This window comes from Rhodoferax sp. ZS1R8 (genome assembly GCF_056521325.1).
This window is the reverse complement of record NZ_JBWMBA010000004.1, coordinates 1-18,025: the sequence shown is the minus strand read 5'-3', so window position 1 is coordinate 18,025 and position 18,025 is coordinate 1. Positions and strand designations below refer to the sequence as shown.

23 protein-coding genes are annotated in these 18,025 nt (G+C 62.3%); 6 read left to right on the top strand and 17 right to left on the bottom strand.

The features are described from left to right. Positions 1-11: 11 nt before the first annotated feature. Entirely contained in the window at positions 12-272 is a 261-nt protein-coding gene (locus AC097P_RS14300) for a KGG domain-containing protein (protein ID WP_479611102.1), read from the top strand. Positions 273-466: 194 nt separating this feature from the next. On the opposite strand, the gene aroQ is transcribed toward AC097P_RS14300, so the two are convergent. From aroQ to AC097P_RS14280, 4 genes are all read right to left on the bottom strand, one after another. After that, complete coding sequence (gene aroQ, locus AC097P_RS14295) at positions 467-922, bottom strand: type II 3-dehydroquinate dehydratase (RefSeq protein WP_479611642.1); 456 nt, start codon at positions 920-922, stop codon at positions 467-469. A gap of 115 nt (positions 923-1,037) precedes the next feature. Continuing rightward, positions 1,038-2,132 carry a chorismate synthase gene (gene aroC / locus AC097P_RS14290; RefSeq protein ID WP_479611101.1) on the bottom strand — a complete coding sequence of 365 codons (1,095 nt, stop codon included), beginning with the start codon at positions 2,130-2,132 and terminating at the stop codon, positions 1,038-1,040. Positions 2,133-2,193: 61 nt separating this feature from the next. Beyond that, complete coding sequence (locus tag AC097P_RS14285; protein WP_479611641.1) at positions 2,194-2,640, bottom strand: VOC family protein; 447 nt, start codon at positions 2,638-2,640, stop codon at positions 2,194-2,196. Next, entirely contained in the window at positions 2,637-3,092 is a 456-nt protein-coding gene (locus tag AC097P_RS14280) for a CBS domain-containing protein (RefSeq protein WP_479611100.1), read from the bottom strand. Before AC097P_RS14280 ends, AC097P_RS14285 begins: the two co-directional genes overlap by 4 nt. Positions 3,093-3,252: 160 nt before the next feature. Between AC097P_RS14280 and AC097P_RS14275 the strand changes: the two genes are divergently transcribed. Both AC097P_RS14275 and AC097P_RS14270 read left to right on the top strand, forming a co-directional pair. Next, positions 3,253-4,560 carry an O-acetylhomoserine aminocarboxypropyltransferase gene (locus tag AC097P_RS14275; protein ID WP_479611099.1) on the top strand — a complete coding sequence of 436 codons (1,308 nt, stop codon included), beginning with the start codon at positions 3,253-3,255 and terminating at the stop codon, positions 4,558-4,560. Between the two features lie 109 nt (positions 4,561-4,669). Beyond that, the gene (locus AC097P_RS14270; RefSeq protein WP_479611098.1) at positions 4,670-5,509 is read left to right on the top strand and encodes an alpha/beta fold hydrolase; all 840 of its coding nucleotides are present in this window, start codon (positions 4,670-4,672) and stop codon (positions 5,507-5,509) included. 31 nt (positions 5,510-5,540) lie between these two features. On the opposite strand, the gene AC097P_RS14265 is transcribed toward AC097P_RS14270, so the two are convergent. The 6 genes from AC097P_RS14265 to AC097P_RS14240 form a co-directional block, all read right to left on the bottom strand. Next, positions 5,541-6,278, bottom strand: coding sequence for a hypothetical protein (locus AC097P_RS14265; protein WP_479611097.1), 738 nt, complete (start codon positions 6,276-6,278; stop codon positions 5,541-5,543). Continuing rightward, a complete protein-coding gene (locus AC097P_RS14260; RefSeq protein WP_479611096.1) occupies positions 6,275-7,246 on the bottom strand; it encodes a CE1 family esterase in 972 nt (323 codons plus the stop codon). The genes AC097P_RS14265 and AC097P_RS14260 overlap by 4 nt, the downstream gene beginning before the upstream one ends. 51 nt (positions 7,247-7,297) lie before the next feature. Beyond that, positions 7,298-7,555, bottom strand: coding sequence for a hypothetical protein (locus AC097P_RS14255; RefSeq protein WP_479611095.1), 258 nt, complete (start codon positions 7,553-7,555; stop codon positions 7,298-7,300). Positions 7,556-7,563: 8 nt separating this feature from the next. Next, on the bottom strand, positions 7,564-7,896 hold the full coding sequence (locus tag AC097P_RS14250; RefSeq protein WP_479611094.1) for an ArsR/SmtB family transcription factor: 333 nt from the start codon (positions 7,894-7,896) through the stop codon (positions 7,564-7,566). Between the two features lie 75 nt (positions 7,897-7,971). After that, positions 7,972-8,787: a hypothetical protein gene (locus AC097P_RS14245; protein WP_479611093.1), complete on the bottom strand. Its 816-nt coding sequence runs from the start codon at positions 8,785-8,787 to the stop codon at positions 7,972-7,974. A 47-nt stretch (positions 8,788-8,834) separates the two neighbouring features. After that, positions 8,835-9,866: an AraC family transcriptional regulator gene (locus AC097P_RS14240; RefSeq protein ID WP_479611092.1), complete on the bottom strand. Its 1,032-nt coding sequence runs from the start codon at positions 9,864-9,866 to the stop codon at positions 8,835-8,837. A gap of 125 nt (positions 9,867-9,991) precedes the next feature. Here AC097P_RS14240 and AC097P_RS14235 point away from each other — a divergent pair, with 125 nt between their 5' ends. Beyond that, complete coding sequence (locus AC097P_RS14235) at positions 9,992-11,212, top strand: alkane 1-monooxygenase (RefSeq protein WP_479611091.1); 1,221 nt, start codon at positions 9,992-9,994, stop codon at positions 11,210-11,212. 16 nt (positions 11,213-11,228) lie between these two features. Here the strand turns inward: AC097P_RS14235 and AC097P_RS14230 are convergent, their stop codons facing one another. Both AC097P_RS14230 and AC097P_RS14225 read right to left on the bottom strand, forming a co-directional pair. Further along, positions 11,229-12,053 (bottom strand): dienelactone hydrolase family protein, encoded by an 825-nt coding sequence (locus AC097P_RS14230; RefSeq protein WP_479611090.1) that lies wholly within the window; start codon positions 12,051-12,053, stop codon positions 11,229-11,231. Between the two features lie 2 nt (positions 12,054-12,055). After that, on the bottom strand, positions 12,056-12,526 hold the full coding sequence (locus tag AC097P_RS14225; RefSeq protein ID WP_479611089.1) for a tautomerase family protein: 471 nt from the start codon (positions 12,524-12,526) through the stop codon (positions 12,056-12,058). An 87-nt stretch (positions 12,527-12,613) separates the two neighbouring features. Here AC097P_RS14225 and AC097P_RS14220 point away from each other — a divergent pair, with 87 nt between their 5' ends. Further along, the gene (locus AC097P_RS14220) at positions 12,614-13,612 is read left to right on the top strand and encodes a GlxA family transcriptional regulator (RefSeq protein WP_479611088.1); all 999 of its coding nucleotides are present in this window, start codon (positions 12,614-12,616) and stop codon (positions 13,610-13,612) included. Here the strand turns inward: AC097P_RS14220 and AC097P_RS14215 are convergent. From AC097P_RS14215 to AC097P_RS14200, 4 genes are read right to left on the bottom strand one after another with little or no spacing between them, the layout of a single operon-like run. Continuing rightward, positions 13,587-14,189 (bottom strand): uracil-DNA glycosylase family protein, encoded by a 603-nt coding sequence (locus tag AC097P_RS14215; RefSeq protein WP_479611087.1) that lies wholly within the window; start codon positions 14,187-14,189, stop codon positions 13,587-13,589. The two genes, AC097P_RS14220 and AC097P_RS14215, sit on opposite strands and share 26 nt — an antisense overlap. Next, entirely contained in the window at positions 14,190-15,269 is a 1,080-nt protein-coding gene (locus tag AC097P_RS14210; RefSeq protein WP_479611086.1) for a DUF1176 domain-containing protein, read from the bottom strand. 13 nt (positions 15,270-15,282) lie between these two features. Further along, positions 15,283-15,762, bottom strand: a complete 480-nt coding sequence (locus tag AC097P_RS14205) for a CYTH domain-containing protein (protein ID WP_479611085.1) — start codon at positions 15,760-15,762, stop codon at positions 15,283-15,285. Next, positions 15,752-16,753: a helix-turn-helix domain-containing protein gene (locus tag AC097P_RS14200; protein WP_479611084.1), complete on the bottom strand. Its 1,002-nt coding sequence runs from the start codon at positions 16,751-16,753 to the stop codon at positions 15,752-15,754. Before AC097P_RS14200 ends, AC097P_RS14205 begins: the two co-directional genes overlap by 11 nt. 126 nt (positions 16,754-16,879) lie before the next feature. Here AC097P_RS14200 and AC097P_RS14195 point away from each other — a divergent pair, with 126 nt between their 5' ends. Further along, a complete protein-coding gene (locus AC097P_RS14195) occupies positions 16,880-17,503 on the top strand; it encodes a cysteine hydrolase family protein (protein WP_479611083.1) in 624 nt (207 codons plus the stop codon). A 44-nt stretch (positions 17,504-17,547) separates the two neighbouring features. On the opposite strand, the gene AC097P_RS14190 is transcribed toward AC097P_RS14195, so the two are convergent. Then, positions 17,548-18,025, bottom strand: a 478-nt coding sequence (locus AC097P_RS14190) for a GFA family protein (protein WP_479611082.1), incomplete at its 5' end; no start/stop codon positions are given.

Below are 18,025 nucleotides of genomic sequence, written 5' to 3'. Positions count from 1 at the left end.
GGAGAGTTCACATGGCAAATTCGAACAATAGTGGCGGCGGTTCCGAAAAAGGAAGCCAAGGCGGCAACCAAGGGCGCGGAGGCCAAGGCTTTGCGTCAATGGACCCCCAACGCCAGCGCGAGATCGCCAGCGAGGGCGGCCGTGCTGCGCATGAGAGCGGTAACGCACACCAGTTCACATCGGAAGAGGCCAGCGAAGCTGGCAAGAAGAGCCACGGCGGACAAGGTGGCCAAGGCGGAAACAAGGGAGGATCGGGCGGCGCAAACCGCTAAGCCCCAAGTTTCTTCATAAGAAGCATTGGCCCAATTCAAGCAAGCGTGGAGACACGCTTGCTTTTTTTACGTCCACAGGGATGTAAAAATTTGGCGGTCGCGACAGGTTGCCGTGTAAAACTTACCGAATCGGTAAATGTGCCAGCGCAAAAATTGCTCAGCTTTCAGGCTGCAGCTGGCGGGCTCCGCCTTACCTACTGCGTACCAGCTAGGCCGGCCAATCCGGATATGGCCAGCGCATAGCCATTGACCCCAAAACCCGCCACGACGGCCTTGGCCGCCGCAGAGATGTAGGAATGGTGGCGGAACGCCTCGCGGGCGTGGACGTTGCTGATGTGCAGCTCGATCAATGTGATGCCTGTGCCCTTGATAGCGTCGTGCAGCGCCACGCTGGTATGGGTGTAGGCGCCGGCGTTGAGCACCACGCCTGCCAGCGTGCCCGCTGCGTGCAGGCGCCCGGCCTCGTGCAGCCAGTCGACCAGCGTGCCCTCGTGGTTGGTCTGGCGGAAATCCAGCGCGAAGCCGTAGGTCTTGCAAACATGTTCGCACAGCGTTTGCACGTCGGCCAGGGTCTGGGAGCCATACACCTGCGGCTCACGCGTGCCCAGCAGGTTCAGGTTGGGGCCATTGAGCACAAACACGGTTTTCATCGTCATCGGGTACTTTCAGCAAACGGATGGAAGGCCTGTAAATCACTATGAATTCGATAGCTGCTTACGCACACTGCACGAGGGCTAGAGCCCGATTTGATCAAAATATTCGGGCTCAGGCCTGCGACGGGATCGGCGTCAACCCCGGCACCACGTCACCGCACTGGGCGCGGTTGCGCAGCGCATGCTCCATGACCACCAGGGCCAGCATGGCCTCGGCGATCGGCGTGGCGCGAATGCCCACGCAGGGGTCGTGGCGGCCCTTGGTGATCACTTGGGTAGGGTTGCCCGCCACATCGATGGAATCGCGCGGCGTGATGATGGAGCTGGTCGGCTTGATCGCAATGCTGACCTCCAGGTCCTGCCCGGTGGAAATGCCGCCCAGCACGCCACCTGCATTGTTGGTCGCAAAGCCGTTGGGTGTCAGCGAATCGCCATGCGTGGTGCCCCGCTGCGCCACACTGGCAAAGCCGGCACCAATCTCCACGCCCTTGACGGCGTTGATGCCCATCATTGCGTAGGCAATGTCCGAGTCCATCTTGTCGAACAGCGGCTCGCCCAAGCCCACTGGCACGCGACTGGCAGTCACGCGGATGCGGGCACCGCAGGAGTCACCGGCCTTGCGCAATGCGTCCATGTAGTCCTCCAGCGACTGCACATCGGCCACCGGGGCAAAGAACGGGTTGTTGGGCACGTGCTCCCACGATTCGAACGGGATGACCACATCGCCAATCTGGGCCATGCAACCGCGAAAGACGGTGCCGTATTGCTCGAACAACCACTTCTTGGCCACCGCACCGGCCGCCACCATGGGCGCGGTCAGGCGGGCGCTGGAGCGGCCACCGCCGCGCGGGTCGCGTATGCCGTATTTCTGGAAGTAGCTGTAGTCGGCATGGCCGGGGCGGAAGGATTCGAGAATGTTGCCGTAGTCCTTGCTGCGCTGGTCGGTGTTCTGGATCAACAGCGCGATTGGCGTGCCGGTGGTCTTGCCCTCGTACACACCACTCAAGATCTGTACGGCGTCGGGCTCGTTGCGCTGGGTGACGTGGCGGCTGGTGCCGGGGCGGCGGCGGTCCAGGTCGCCCTGGATGTCTGCCTCACTCAGCGCCATGCCCGGGGGGCAGCCGTCAATCACGCAGCCAATGGCTGGGCCGTGGGATTCACCAAAGTTGGTGACTGCGAATAGGGTTCCGAAGGTGTTTCCGCTCATAGGTAGCAATTATCCCAGAGCAACGGGACAGGTTCAGCCTTGCCCCGCACATGGCGGGGCGTTAGGCCAACGGATATTGCGTAATTTGCAGCTCGTTTCCTGCTGGGTCGCGAAGCGTGGCGATGATGCCGCCCCAGATTTGCTTCTCGGGCATGCCTGAAAACACCACCCCACGTGAAACGAACTCCTCATGTTTAGCCTGCACGTCCTCCACCGCGAAGGATAGACCAGTGAACCGACCAACAAGCACCTGCTCGTCGTCCGTGGCTTCAGTGCCAACGGACTCGACGACCAATTCGGCGTTGCCAGCGCTAAACACACAGTAGCCGGACTCTGTTCTGTTCGCCTTTAGAGGCAGGCCGAGTGTTCCTCGTAGAACTGTCTTGCTTGCGCGATGTCCCAGACAAAGACTCGGACAGCGTTGAGGTTCATGATGCTTGCTCCTTTCTGGTGTGATTTGCGGTGAAAAAAGGGGGGCGGCAGCGTCACATCGCCCGCGCCTACTCAATCCGGCGTAGCGCCCTCGCCCTCCGGCCAATCGCGGATGTAGGCCTTGAGCATCTTGTTCTCGAAATTCTGGCTGTCCACCACGGCCTTGGCTACGTCATAAAAACTGATGACGCCCATCAGCATGCGGTTATTGATAACCGGCATGTAGCGGGCGTGGCGCTCCAGCATCATGCGGCGTACTTCGTCCAGTTCGGTTTCCATCGTGCAGATCAGCGGGCCGGAATCCATGGCGCGGTAGACACTGGTGGTCCCGAACGTTCCGCCGTTTTTGACGGTGGCCTGGATCACCTCGCGAAAAGACAGCATGCCGACCACCAGCCCGTGGGCAATGACGACCAGCGAGCCAATGTCTTTCTCCGCCATCAGCTGTGCTGCGTCTGCCAGCGAGTCTTCTGGAGTGGTGGTGTAAAGCGTGCCGCCCTTGACGCGCAGAATATCGCTGACTTTCATGGTGTTTTCCCGTGGCGCATGGATAAAGGATCTCACCTAAATATAGCCCACAATCGGAAGAAATTTTTTGGAGCAACTATGCACCCCCAAGCTCGCATTCGTTCACTGCCCCCCAAGGGGGCGCATGCCTCCCTAGAGGCGGCTCGTCGGGAGGCATGACATGCCCGGTTACGCTGATCCCGGTTTCGACACTTTGGCCCTGCACGCGGGTGCCGCCCCCGACCCCACCACCGGCGCCCGCGCCACGCCTATCCACCTGACCACCTCTTTCGTGTTCGAGTCCAGCGAGCACGCGCAATCGCTGTTCAACCTGGAACGTGCGGGACACGTATACAGCCGCATCAGCAATCCGACCAATGCGGTGCTGGAGCAGCGCGTGGCGGCACTCGAAGGTGGCATAGGCGCTATAACAACCGCCAGCGGCCAGGCGGCGCTGCACCTGAGCATCGCAACGCTGATGGGCGCAGGCTCGCACATCGTGGCCAGTACGGCGCTGTATGGCGGCTCCCAAAACTTATTGCACTACACGATGCGCCGCTTTGGCATCGACACCACCTTTGTCAAACCCGGAGATATGGATGGTTGGAAAGCTGCCATCCGCCCCAATACCAAGCTGCTGTTTGGCGAAACCGTGGGCAACCCCGGGCTGGACGTGCTGGACATTCCCACTGTCTCGGCAATAGCGCACGAGGCAGGTGTGCCGCTGCTGGTGGACTCCACCCTCACCTCCCCCTGGTTGATGAAGCCTCTGGAGCTGGGCGCCGATCTGGTCTACCACTCGGCCACCAAGTTCCTGAGCGGCCACGGCACCGTGGTCGGCGGCATCGTCATCGATGGTGGCAGCTTTGATTGGGCGCGCGCCTATGCCCAATCCGGCAAGTTCGAAGAACTGGCCGCGCCGTACGAGGGCTTCCACAACATGAACTTCAGTGAGGAAAGCACGGTCGGCGCCTTCCTGCTGCGCGCCCGTCGCGAGGGCCTGCGCGACTTTGGCGCTTGCATGAGTCCGCACACGGCCTGGCTAATTTTGCAGGGCGTCGAAACCCTCGGCCTGCGCATGGAACGCCACATGCGTAACACCGAAAAGGTGGTGCAGTTCCTGGCCAGCCAAGCGTTTGTCGGCCGTGTTGGCCACCCGCTGCTGGACAGCCACCCCAGCCACGCACTGGCGAAGCAGCTGCTGCCCAAGGGCGCGGGATCGGTGTTCAGCTTCGACCTGAAAGGCAACCGCGAGCAGGGCAAGAAGTTCATCGAAACGCTGAAGGTGTTCAGCCACCTGGCCAATGTGGGCGACTGCCGCAGCTTGGTGATCCACCCGGCTAGCACCACCCATTTCCGCATGACGGATGAAGCGCTGGCTGGTGCCGGCATCACGCAGGGCACGATCCGCCTGTCGATCGGCCTGGAGGACGTAGACGATCTGATTGATGACCTGAAACGGGCCTTGAAAGCGGCGGAGAAGGCATGAGCACTGCACCTTATCTTTCGACATCCGCTATGCATTCGATAGCTGCTTACGCACATCCCGCGAGGGCTGCAGGCCGATTTGCCTCTGAACATTCCTGAAGAGCACGCACATGTACCTCACTGTCAACAACGCCCAGACCTACTGCTACACCGGCGGCAAGACACTGGACGCCACCAAACCCACGGTAGTCTTCATCCACGGTGTGCTCAATGACCACAGCGTGTGGGGCCTGCAAAGCCGCTACCTGGCCAACCACGGATACAACGTGTTGGCAGTGGACCTACCCGGCCACTGCCGCAGCGCGGGCGAGGCACCCTCCACAGTGGAGGCAGCAGCAGACTTTATCGCTGCGCTGCTGGATGCCGCAGGCATTGAGAGCGCCGCGCTGGTGGGCCATAGCTGGGGCTCGCTGATTGCACTAGAGGCCGCATCGCGGCTGAAGGACCGCGTTACCCACCTGGTGCTGGTCGGCACGGCCTTCCCGATGAAGGTATCGCCCGTGCTGATCGAAACCTCATTGAACGACCCGCTAAAGGCGCTGAACATGATCAACGTGTTCTCGCGCAGCACGCTGGCCGCGCCACCGTCGGCGCTGGGCCCCGGCACTTGGGTGTTTGGTAGCAGCATGGCGCTGGGGCGGCGTGTACTGGCCAGCAACACCGAAGTCAATGTGTTTCACCGCGGTTTTGTGGCCTGCGATAGCTATGCGAGCGGCGATGCGGCGATGGAAGCCCTCACCTGCCCCGTGCTGTTTGTGCTGGGTGCCCAAGACCAGATGACCGCAGCCAAGGCGGCGCAACCGCTGATCGCCAAGGCCAAAGCAGCGGGCAAGCGCATGCAGGTGGTCAACCTGGCGGTGGGCCACCACCAGATGACAGAAACGCCGGATGAGACTTTGTTTGCGATCCGGGACTTTCTGCGATCTGCACCCACCACGGGCGCAGACTGAGCTGCTAGCAGCCGAACACTACGGCGTCGACCTATGGCGTAGGAATAGCACGGCGTTGGTAATAGCTGGCACTGAAATAGACGCGGCACAGCCAGAATAGCAATAGCGCCACCACCACCGCCAGCGGTACCAACAACCACGGCGAGCCACGCAGCGATTGCGCAAACACCTGCTGCTGCCCCTGGAACAAAGATGCGGTCGCTATGAACAGAGCGGCACACATCCGCCACAGGTGTCTGGCTATGCGCACGGCGCCTGCCACCCCCCGGTTAAAGATGAGCCTGGCATCCCCAACCACCGCGATCGTGCCGATCAGCACGAACAGGTAAAACGCCTCACGCGGCTGGCCGTCCAGCGTGCCGGTGGAGCTCTGCGCTGCCATCCAAATAAACGCTACGCCAGTGGCCGTAAGGCAGACCGATGCCAAGAGCACAGCCACATCGAATGCGCCGCCCTGACCGGCTTTGCGTCTGACGGCGGTCCACGCCGTCAACACCAGATAAAACGTCAGCGCGCCGGCAACCACACTTGCTCGTTCTGGCACCGGCAGAAAAGGTGCCACGCAGGCGCCAATCGCAGACATGATCAGCATCGCACCTACAAAGAGTCGACCCGATAACCGGTGTAGCCGGGACCCCTTGCTCAGCGCCAACGCAGCAGCGCCACACAGCAGACCGACGCTGCCCGCGCCGATATGCAGGTACAACACGACGGCCGCCGCTACATGCACCAGCGCGGAGCTGTCAGGGCTGACTTGCAAAATGCTCATGGCAGCTGCCGCTCAAAAAAGGCCCAGATCATGGCGGGCCCGTCAGGCGCCATCGGCGATGGTCCAAGCAGTCGCGCCCGGCGGTAGTGGGGCTGGGGCAGGCCATGGCCACCGCCTTGAATGGCCACCAGTTCCACCTCTACCTTAGACGCATTCTGCCAGCGCAGTTGCTCGACGCCCGTGCCATCGAGCGTGGAAGATTGGGTTGTTGTGGGCGGGCCTGCGAGTTGGTTGAGATCCGCAAAATATTGCGCAGACGCTGGTGACGAACGGACATTTCCGCCCTTGAAAAACAGGCCCAGCAGGTTGACCTCTCCACCGGCGAACGGCACCAGGGGATCTTGTCTGCCGTTCAAGAACATGACGGAAGTGCCGGGCCCCACCGGCTGGCATTTGAAGTTTTCTGGTGACGGCACGTTGGCCGATACCGCTGCCACGGCGCGAAACCGCGCGGGCGCTTCCAGTGCCAGCCGAATCGACATGAACCCACCCGCAGACACCCCGGTAGCAAACACCCGGCTGCGGTCGACCCCGATGTCGGCAACCAGCTTGTCGACCAGCGCGCCCAGAAACCCCAGATCGTCGACCGTGCGACCATTGACGCTGAAGTCACCGACTTTGGTGCAATCGTTCCAGTCGAAACTATGGGAGCTCGGGTAGGCCACCGCAAAAACATGCTGGTCGGCCAGGCGATCAAAAACGTAGCCCGTCTCCATTCGAATTTGCGCGCCGTTTTGGCCCGAGCCGTGCATTACAACCACCAGCGGCGACCCTTTGGCCAGCTTCTGCGGTACGTAGGTCAGGTAAGTACGCGTGAGGCCATCCACCTCGATGGAAGCCTTGCTCAGCGTGCCCGACAACTGGGGCAACGCGGGGTCGGGCGAATAGACGAAATAACCAAACAGTGCCCCACACAAGGCCAGCAGGCCCATCAAGCCCAAGAGACCGAAACCCAGAAAACGTAGCATTCTTCTCATGGCAAAAAACTCGACCGCAACAATGAAACGCCATGCATTGGCCTACCCCACTTGCTTCAAAATTTGCTCAACGGCGGCCAAGCGCGTCTTTATGTCGGCCAACGATACTGCCATGTCTGCCAGCGCTGCCGCCGAGTCGGCCTGGGCCGTGACCGCCGTAGTGGCAATCTGCTGGTAGGCCTGGTCATTCGCCAGACGCGCTTTTGCCTGTTGTACGGCTGAAAAGTAGCGCATGGCGAAGACCAATACGATCGTCAGTAGCGGCAGTGAAATGGTGGTCAAGAAAATGGTCGCGGACATAAATGCCTCTAGGGTTCTGGGTTGGTGGAAAGTGACTTGGCCGCCTGGGCAATAGCCGCCGGTGACAGTTCAAATAGAAAGCCGGCCGCTTCAAAGTAGTTCAGGGCTTTGCCATCGGCCGATAGTTCGAGTTGGCTGCTGACCAGACCGGCATCCAGCAGTTTCTGCAGGTGTAAATGAAGCAGTGGGCGGCTGATACCGAGCTCCCGCGCAAGCTGGCTGATGTAGTTGCGCCCGTCGGTCTGCAGAGCCGCAATGATGCGCAGCCGATGCGGGTTGGCTAGCGCCGCCAGCATTGCCAGCAACTCATCGCCACTGGGTTGAAATGGTTTGTCTGTCACGTGTCAATAATATCTGACACATGAAACAAAGTCAATACGCAGCCCTTAATCTCTGGCGCTCCAGCACCAGACTTTTTATTTCAGGTCTTCTGTCTCGAAGTACAGCGTCTTGCCCACTTTAAGCACCCCGCCTTGCGTCTGCAACGCCGTTTGCAGAGACAACAGTGTGGGGGCCTTCAAATCGTCGGTGGGTAGCAAAAAGCGCCGAACGGGCGTGCGCTCTTGCCCGCCCGCATCCTTGATTTTTTTGGCATGCGGTAGAGGCTTCATCGCCACGATGGTGTCAAAGTCGGGGCGGCGATCAATCTCCTTCACCGCAAAAAATTCGCGCGCACCCCCAAGCAGCAGATAACTTCCAGCGCTGTGGGCGACTTTGCCGTCAACCGCAGTTTTGAAGTCCAGGTTTTTGAACAGCAGCACTTCATCCACGACCACCGTTTGTCCCGTAAAGCGCTCCACACCTCCGCGCTCGAAGTGCCCCTGCACAAAGCGGGCGGTGAATTGCTTTAACGGCTGCTCATTGCCCGGCTCCAACCTGTGCAGATCAAACAACTCGGGATCCAGGGTCCACAACTGTGGCCGCAGCGCAAGCCGGGCGCGCAAACTGGCGTCCACACTGGCGTCCGCAAGATGGAAGCGCAGCAGCACTTGCGCGTCATGCGGTGCATGGAACATTGGCAAATGCGATGCATACAGTCCGTCGCGCCCGCCAAACACGGCCATGCCGTGCGAACCGTAACCCGCGGGCTGAGCCACCGGTTTGTCATTGGTTTGCGCACTGGGTGGCTCCGCCGCGGATGACATCGCGGCCACCATCAACGGAAAAGCCGCGACAAGGAGAAAGCGCAAAACGGACTGCGGCGCTCGGGGAATCAACTGGACGGAGTACATAGGGTCAACACCTGGTGTGGGCTGGGTAGCCTTCTATCGTAGCCGGATCAGCGGGGCGGTACTTGCCGCAGGGCGCGTGGCGTCACGCCAAACCAGCGGCGCACGGTTCGGCTGAAGTTGGATGTGTCGGCATAGCCCAACTGGGCGGCCACCTCCTCCACGCTCAGGCTCTTCTGCATCAGTAGCCACTGGGCGCGGCCTTTGCGATCTGCGTCCAACAGAGCCTGGAAAGAAGTGCCCTCGGCACGCAAATGGCGCATCAGGGTACGGATGGAAACTCCGCACTGCTGTGCAACGTCGTCCAGTTGCGGGTAGCGCCCAACTGCCACCCTCGCCAGCGCGTGCACTACGCGATGGGTATAGCTGCCCAATGTGGCAACCGCAAGCGTCTCTTCGCACGCGCGACAGGCGTTGGCGTGGGCCTGCGCCTCAGCGCCTATGCACGGTAACGCCAGGGTGGCGTGTGCAAAGGTGAATGACAAGACCGGTTGGTCAAATTGCACCTCCAGCGGCGAGACGCGCGCATACTGTGCCGCCCATTGGGGCTTGGGAATAGGCAGGTCCAGACGCACGCCATCGGGCCATTGGCCAACCGATGCTTCTATGACACGCGTAAAGGCAGCGACCACGGTATCCATCACAAAGGTATTGGCAGCGCCCCAGTCGGTTCGTTGAACGGCTCGCAACGTCGCGCCTAGCGGATGACGGCTAAGAGTCCAAGTGAAGGTGTCGTCGCGCAGTGCGCCGTACCGCGCAAGCACGCCTAAGGCGGTGCCCACGTCGGGGGCCGTGACGGCGGCATAGGCGAGATCACCGTGTGCCGAAATGGGTGCCTGCCAGCCCAAGTCCAGCCCTAGCCAGGGTTTGCCGGTTGCGGCGATGGCGGCCTGGACCAGACAGACCACGGTGTCTGGTTCCAGTCGGGTCTCATCCCGCACCAGGGTGCTCCATTGCAAGTGGGCGCTGGCGAGAACACGGTCGCTGTCCACATCGGCCCTTTCCAAGAGCATGCGCAAAAGGCGCGCATACACCGGGTGCACGCCGGATTGACCTGCAGGGGCGGGACTAGGGGAAACCATAGCTTGGCACTTTATGACGATTTCGTGGCAATGGAATCGGTGGTTACCCACACTCCGGCAGGGCACACTGCTGTGCGTGGTGCCCCCTGCGCGTCTGTTGCGGGACCTACAAGAGAACTCCAAAAATGCCCTATACCGTATCCACCCCGCTGCCACCCACCGAACCTGCCGGGCCTGCCGGGCCTGCCGGGCCTGCTGCACCCTACCGCGACAACAAGCGCCTGGCTTGGGTCCTGTCGCTGCTGGTACCGCTGTCGATCGCAGCGGGGCCCCTGCTGTGGCAATGGCAGCCGATGACTGCCATGCTGTGGATACCGGTGGTGTTTACCTACTTGGTCGCGCCGCTGTTGGACCTGGTATTGGGAACCGACACCAGCAACCCACCTGAGTCGGCCGTGCCAGGCCTGGAGGCAGACCCGTACTACCGCCGAGTAACCTTTGCCCTGGTGCCCCTGCTGTGGGGTGCATTCATTTACGCTGCGTGGTTCAGCCAAACGGCGCCGCTGACCTGGCTTGGTATGCTGGGCTTGATCATCTCTACCGGCGGGGTGGGTGGCTTTTGTATCAATCTGGGACATGAAATAGGCCACAAACGCGCGCCGCTGGAGCGCTGGCTGGCCAAGCTGATATTGGCGCCCACGTTCTACGGGCACTTCACCGTGGAGCACAACCGTGGCCACCACCGCGATGTGGCCACACCGGAAGACCCTGCATCGTCACGCATGGGCGAATCCATCTGGCGATTCGTGTGGCGCGAGATGCCCGGCGCCTTCCGCCGTGCTTGGACCCTGGAACGTGCACGCATGCGCGTGGACGGCCAGCCATTCTGGTCATGGCACAACGAGATCTTGCAACCGGCGGTGATCACGGTCTTGCTGTGGGGCAGCTTGTGCTTATGGCTGGGTACAAGCGTGTTGTGGTTCTTGGTGCCCGCGGCGCTGTGGTCCAACTTCCAACTCACATCGGCCAACTACATCGAGCACTACGGGCTGCTGCGACAAAAGAATGCGCAGGGTCGGTATGAGCCGTGCAAACCGCAGCATTCGTGGAACAGCAACCATGTGTTCTCGAACTGGGCTACCTTTCACCTGCAGCGCCATTCCGACCACCATGCGCATCCGCTGCGGCGCTTTCAGTCCCTGCGGCATTTTGAAGAAGCGCCGCAACTGCCAAATGGCTACTTTGGCATGTTCCCCCTGGCCTATGTGCCGCCGCTATGGTTTGCCGTCATGGACAAGCGCCTGCTGGCCGCGGTGGAGCGCGACCCCAGCAGGATCAACTTTGACCCTGCTCGGCGCGCGGAGCTGATCGCCAAGTACGGCTTGCAGGTCGCCCCATCCACATAGGGCACCGCCTGAAGCGTCAGGGTATGAGCCTACGGATGAAGAACGCCAGTATCTCGTCACGTGCGGCAATCGTCGGCTGGCCGGCCTCGTCAATCAGGTGCGCCGTCACCACGCTGTGCGGACTGGCCACCACATGTTCGAAGAACGGTGACAGTCCTTCGGTGCGTGCCGCGCTGTCAGGCAGCACACGTGCGACAAAGCGATCGCCCAAGGCCGCCCGGTACGCGGCAAAGCGCTCGGCCTTGCAGAACTTGTCGCCAGCGAATCGGTAGGCCAGCACGGTCAAGTCGTCCCGGTCCAGCCGCTGGCGCACGGCGGCCAAGTCGTCCGGCGCAATCTCCAGGCCCGCAGGGTCGTTGAACGGCAGCGAAGGCTGTGACAGCACCGGTGCCAGCACGGCAGACTCCAGCATCATCGTCAGCGCAAAGTTGCCGGTGAAGCACATGCCAATGGCGCCCACGCCCGGACCACCGCACTGCTGGTGTGCCAGCCGGGCCAACGCGCGCAGCCACTGCGTGACCGGGCTGGTCTGGTTGGCCGCCAATGCGCGGAACTCTGCGCTGACGCAGGCCCGCTGCAGCACGGCCATGCCCTCCCTGGCATCGGGCACGGCGCCGTCGGTGCCAAACAGCGAAGGCATGTAGACCGTAAACCCGGCATCGCGAACCCAGCGGGCGAAGCGTGCCACCTGTGGGCTGATGCCGGGCATCTCGGTCATGACTATGACGGCGGGGCCGGTGCCGGATACGTAGACCTTCTTGCCGATGCCATCGAGCGTGATGGGCCGGGGGTCAAAGTCGGCCAGCGTGTCGTGCTCGAGCATTGCGTCGGTTGCTGCCATCGTCAAACTCCCTGCGGCACAGTGGCCACCAAATGCTGCAAATGCGTGAACCCTGCGGCGCGGGCAAAGTCCGGCAGGCGCCAGACTGCGCCACCCACACCCCATGCACCATCGTCCACCGCGTTGAAGACGACGGATGTCAACAGCTGGCGTTTGTCATCGGCTGGCACCGCGCCCATGAATGCAGCCTGCAGCAACCGCGTGTAGGTGGCCCGTGCGGCATCGTCCAGCACGCCATCGGGGATGTGGACGATGGCCATGCAGGGCAAGAACTGGCTGGTCACATCTACACCGCCGCAGGTCCAGTTGCCAGTCTCAATCTCGTCGATCAGTACCCAGCACAGAAAGCGCTTGCGGGGATCAGCGGGTATGCCTTCGGCGGTTGCAGCAGCCTCATTGATGCCTTTTACCAGCGCAGCGCGCTGCGCTGCGGGAAAAGAGTTCTTGGGAATCTTCAAAACAATATTCGGCATGCAGGGAGCTCCGTGGGAGTGGTTGAAAGGAGCTTGTATTGCAGCATTGCCTAGGCCACAATGCGAGTGTCGCTTTTGACCGTTTTAATGCGTATTCAGTCAATGTACGATTTCACGATACTGGTATTGCAAGGCGCCTACTCCAGCAGCGTGGCGGCCTCGCTGGACATATTGGCTGCGGCTGCTGCTATGGCACCACGGCATGGTGTTGCGCCACCGACCTGGCGCGTGTGCTCGGTCGACGGCGGCACGGTGGCGCTACAGAGCGGCATCAGTGTCCAAACCTCTCGTCTGCCCCGCCGCCCCGCAGCAGCGGACACGTCGGTTTGGGTGGTGCCCGGCCTGGGGCTGAACACGCCAGCGGCTGTTACGCGGCGCTTTGCAATGGATGACGCTACGGCAGCCATCAGCGCGCTGCGCAAGCATGCGCAGGCGGGTAGCACGGTGGCAGCATCGTGCTCCGGCGCATTCCTGTTGCAGGCCGCGGGACTGTTGCAGCACAAGCGCGCCACTACCACCTGGTGGCTGGCGCCGGAGTTGCAGCGCATAGAGCCCAGCTGCCAGGTCGACGCCGACCGCATGGTCTGCGACCAGGGTAACGTCATCACAGCGGGCGCCGCGTTCGCGCAGACTGATCTGATGCTGCACCTGTTGCGCAAGCTGTGTGGCGCGGCGCTGGTAGATGCCATCTCACGCGTGCTGCTGCTCGACGGTCGTCAGGCCCAAGCGCCGTTCATCGTCCCTGAGGCCTTCTCCAGCGGCGACGATCTGGTGGGCCGACTGGCCGCGCGTATTGAAGCCGCGCTGCCAGTGCCACCCAAAATCGGTGAACTGGCTCAAGAGTTCTGCATGTCCGAACGCACGCTGTCACGCCATGTGCAAAAGGCTACCGGCAAAAGCACGCTGGCGCTGGTGCAAAGCGTCAAGCAGCGCCGGGCGCGCGCGCTGCTGGAAGGCAGCCGTATGACGGTGGAACAGGTTGCTGCTGCCGTGGGGTACCAGGATGCCACTGCACTGCGGCGGCTGATGCGCCGGGTGGCGGGCGCCAACCCCAGCCGGTTCAGGCCGGCGAGTGCAGGGGCTTGATCGCCAGCACCTCTGCCACGCGGAGTTTTAGCTCGGGCAATAGCTCCGCTTCAAACCACGGGTTCATGCGCAGCCAACGGTTATTGCGCGGGCTGGGATGCGGCAGCGGCACCAGGCGGGGCCAATGCGTGCGCCAGTCTTGCACCGCTTGGGTAACCGGGCGGGCCGGGCCTGGCAGATGGTAGGCCTGCGCATACTGGCCAATCGCCAGCGTCAGTTGCACTTGCGGCAGTTCACCGAGCACCGGGCCCAGCCAGCGCTGTGCGCACTCCGGGCGCGGCGGCAAATCGCCCGACCGGCCGGTGCCGGGAAAGCAAAAGCCCATTGGCACAATGGCCACACGACCGACGTCGTAAAAGACATCGGCCGACAAGCCCAGCCAATGGCGCAGACGGTCGCCGCTGGCATCGGTAAACGGTTGGCCAGAGGCGTGCACCTTGCGCCCCGGCGCCTGGCCGGCGATCAGGATGCGCGCACTGGTCGACGCCTGCAAGACCGGGCGCGGTCCGAACGGCAAATGCGCTTCACACAGGCGGCATTGGCGTATGTCGGCAAGCAGGGGCTGCAATGCGGTCATCTACTGGCTGGAGCGTACCGGCGCGGTGACGATGGTGGGAAGACTCCATGCCCCACCGGTTGCGATCAGCTTGCACATGCCGCTGCTGGATGACTCGGTGTGGACGAAATCCTTTCCGTCCCAGGTCCAGGTATCGGTAGACCAGCAGTCACCCAGGCCCCGCCCCTTGAGGGACGCCGAAATGCTGCCATCGCTGTAGTCCGAGCCCGAATCGGTCACCAGTACCGGCTTGAATGGGGGCGCTTGGTTGATGACCCAAAACCCGGCACCGAAGTTGTAGGCGCCTTGCCAGCAGGGCATGGAGACCAGCAATTTGTTGGCGTTCAGCCGGTAGACGGACAGCTCATCCTGGGCACCCTCCTCGGGCTCGGTGAGCTTGGAGCAGTTGCCGTCTTTCTCCACCGTGGGTAGCAGCGCAGCGCGCAGGGCCTTTGCGTGTTTCTTGGCGAACTGTGCGTCACCCAGTTGCGGCTTTGCCGGTACAACGGCTACGACCACCGGTGCGGGCAAGGCTGGCACCACAGCTTCATCGCCGCGCGGACCTTTCTTGATAAGCGCACCGGTGGTGCCCATGCGGCCCTGGAACTCATCCATCTTCAGCAGCGCGGCAGCAGCACCCTTGTCTGACAGTTGCCAACTGTTGCTACCCGCCACCCATTCGATGGTGCTGGCGCGTGGCAACGCTGCCAGCAGGGCATTGACTTGCGTGGTGGACAGGTCGACCGACATCGTATCCTTGGTTTCAATGACGATCTGCCCCACAGCACGTCCGTTCACGCGCATGCTGAGCTTGAGTACCGCTGGCAGCTTGGCCGCGTTGCCATCTGTGCCGTAGTCGCCAAGCATCAGCTGGCCGGTCACCGCCTGGCCCGGCCCGGCTTTGCGCGTCAGCAGCACGCTCACCGGGTTGGCATCACCGTCGGCGTTGTAGCCCGCGGCCCTGCAGGTGCGGGTGTTGTCACACACCAGTTGCCAGTCGTTGTGCGAAAAGCTCAGGCCAGCGGAAGGGGGCGCCGCTTGGGCACCCAGCGACAGCACGGCCAGGCAAGCGGCCATAAAACGAGGAGGAATCGTCAGCATAGCGGTGGGAGCTTCAGTTGGTGGCAGCTTGGTCGCGCCAATTGGAATACGGGTTGGTCGCCAGTTGGGAGTTGAAGTAGCGGGCGTCGTCGCTCACCTCGCGCCCCACCCACGGGGGTTTGACAAATGTCTCGTTCTCAGAAGCCAGCTCGATCTCGGCCACCACCAGACCCGCGTTCTGACCTGTGAACTCATCCACCTCCCACACGTGATCACCATGCGCGATGTTGCGGCGGATTTTTTCAACGGTGGGGCCATCACATAGGGCCAGTAATTGCTCGGCATCGGTCACCGGGATCGCGTACTCAAACTCGGCCCGCGTGTTGCCCTGCGTGGCGCCCTTGACGGTGAGATAAGCCTGGTCGCCCGCGATGCGCACGCGCACCGTTCTGTGCTTGTCGCCGTTCAGGTAGCCCTGGCAGATGCGTGTGCCACCCGCCACGCGCCAGGCATCGCCCAGCACCAGGAATTTGCGTTCAATTTCAAAACCCATGTTGACCCCCTGTGCCAAATTGTCGCCGGTAGGCCGACGGCGATATGTTGAATGTGGCCGCAAAGTGCTGCCGCAACGACGCGGCGGTGCCCAGCCCGGCATCAGCCGCCACCGCGTCAATGGAGCGGTCCGTGGTCTCCAGCAGCCGCTGCGCCAACGCCAAGCGCTGGTTCAGCAGCCATTGGCCCACGGTGGTGCCAGTGAGCTGGCGGAAGTGGCGGGTAAACGTGCGCCGGCCCATAGCCGAGCGGGCGGCCAGATCGTCCAGACTATGGGCTTGGTCGAGCGTGGCCAACACGCCATCGAGCACCGTCGACAAGCGGTGCCCAGCACCAGACACCGGCAGGGACTGTTGTATGAACTGCGCCTGCCCGCCCTGGCGATGCGGCGCCAACACCATGCGCCGCGCCACGCGGTTGGCCACCTCGGCTCCCCAATCACTGCGCAGCAGGTGCAGGCAGCAGTCCAGACCCGCGGCCGTGCCGGCAGACGTGACCACATCACCCTCGTCCACATACAGCACATCGCGGTCTAGGCCGACGGTGGGATAGCGCTGCGCAAAGCGATCGGCACACAGCCAATGCGTTGTGGCGCTGCGCCCATGCAGCAGGCCCGCATCCGCCAGCACAAAGGCCCCGAGGCACAGGCCCACAATACGCGCGCCGCCTGCGTGGGCCTGGCGCAGTGCGTCCAGCATGGCCTGTGGGGCGGGCTGCATAGGGTCGCGCCACGACGGCACGATGACCGTGCCTGCATCACAAAGATCGTCCAGGCCAAAAGGCGCCTGAACGGCAATACCGGCCGTGCTGCGCAAGGGGGCGGGTTCGGCCGCGCAAACCTTCAGCGTCAACGCGGGCATGCCAGCATCTGAGCTATTTTCGCCAAACACCAGGCAAGGCACCGACAAGTGGAACAGGCTGATAGCGTCAAAAGCCAGCACCGCCACCGTGGAGGCGCTGCGCTGATTCTGGGTGGGCTTTTTACGTGGCATGGCCCGATTCTATCGAATATTGTCAACTGGGCCACTGTTCAGAAAGGGTCGCTGGCGGAACAATTCAACCCATGGGCCAGGCACACCGTCAGCCCCAAACCCACACAACAGAAAGCCGCCATCACCATGACCCAGACCACAACAACACCTACCCCACCCCGCCGCGCGCTCATCGTGGTGGATGTACAAAACATTTACGCCGACGGCCCGCTGCTGATCGAATACCCACCGGTGCAGGAATCGCTGGTGCGCATCGGCCAGGCCATGGATGCAGCGCGCGCAGCAGGCATACCTACCGTGGTGGTGCAAGAGGACGGCTTCGGCAAAGGCACGCAGGGCTGGAAAATCCACGACGTGGTGGCCAGCCGGGCATCAGACCACCACATCCACAAGACATTGCCCAGCGCCTTTACCAACACTGGCTTGGCTAGTTGGCTGGCAGAGCGCGACATCAATACGATAAGCGTGGTGGGCTACATGACGCACAACTGCAATGCCTCCACGCTGTTTGAGGCCCGCCACCTGGGCTTGAGCGCCGAGTTTTTGTCCGATGCTACCGGTTCTGTGCCTTATGCCAACGCGGCGGGACGAGCCACGGCGGAAGAGATTCACCGGGTGTTCAGCGTGGTGTTTGAGTCGAACTTTGCCGCGGTGGTCAGTACCGAGAAGTGGATTGCTGCGGTGCAAACCGCGCAAGCGTTGGCGCGGGATGGGGTGATGGCCAGCAATGCGCGGGCTAAGCAGGCTTGACACCAAGGTCCGCCGGGGCCGGCCGGCGGCTGGAATTGAACATTTCAGCGCCGCGCCGCTTGATATGCCTCAATTTGCGGCAGAAGTTCATGCCGACGCGCAAGAGCCGCGGCAGACCAAACTACTTCCGGTTCGTAATATTCCGCGAAGGCGGGTGCGTTCGGAGGAATGATGACCCAAGGCTGCTTGAACTTGGTGAAGATGTGGACGTCTGGGGGCATCAGGTCTGGGCAATCGAGCGTCCCGACGCGCACGAACTTGGTCACGGGACCGGAACCGGCATAGTGACTCCATACCGCGACGCGGCACACCGGACACCTGGCGATCTTCTGGCCGGCACCGCTTGCAGACGGCGTGTTGACCACTTCAGGCTCGTTGCCGTTTTGCACAACCCTGTCCGACTCATACATCGCGTTGATCGCAAACGCAGCGCCGGACTCTCGCTGGCACCAGCGGCAGTGGCAGCAGTGGACGACCATGGGCGCGGTCGCCAGACCGTACCGGATATACCGGCAATCACAT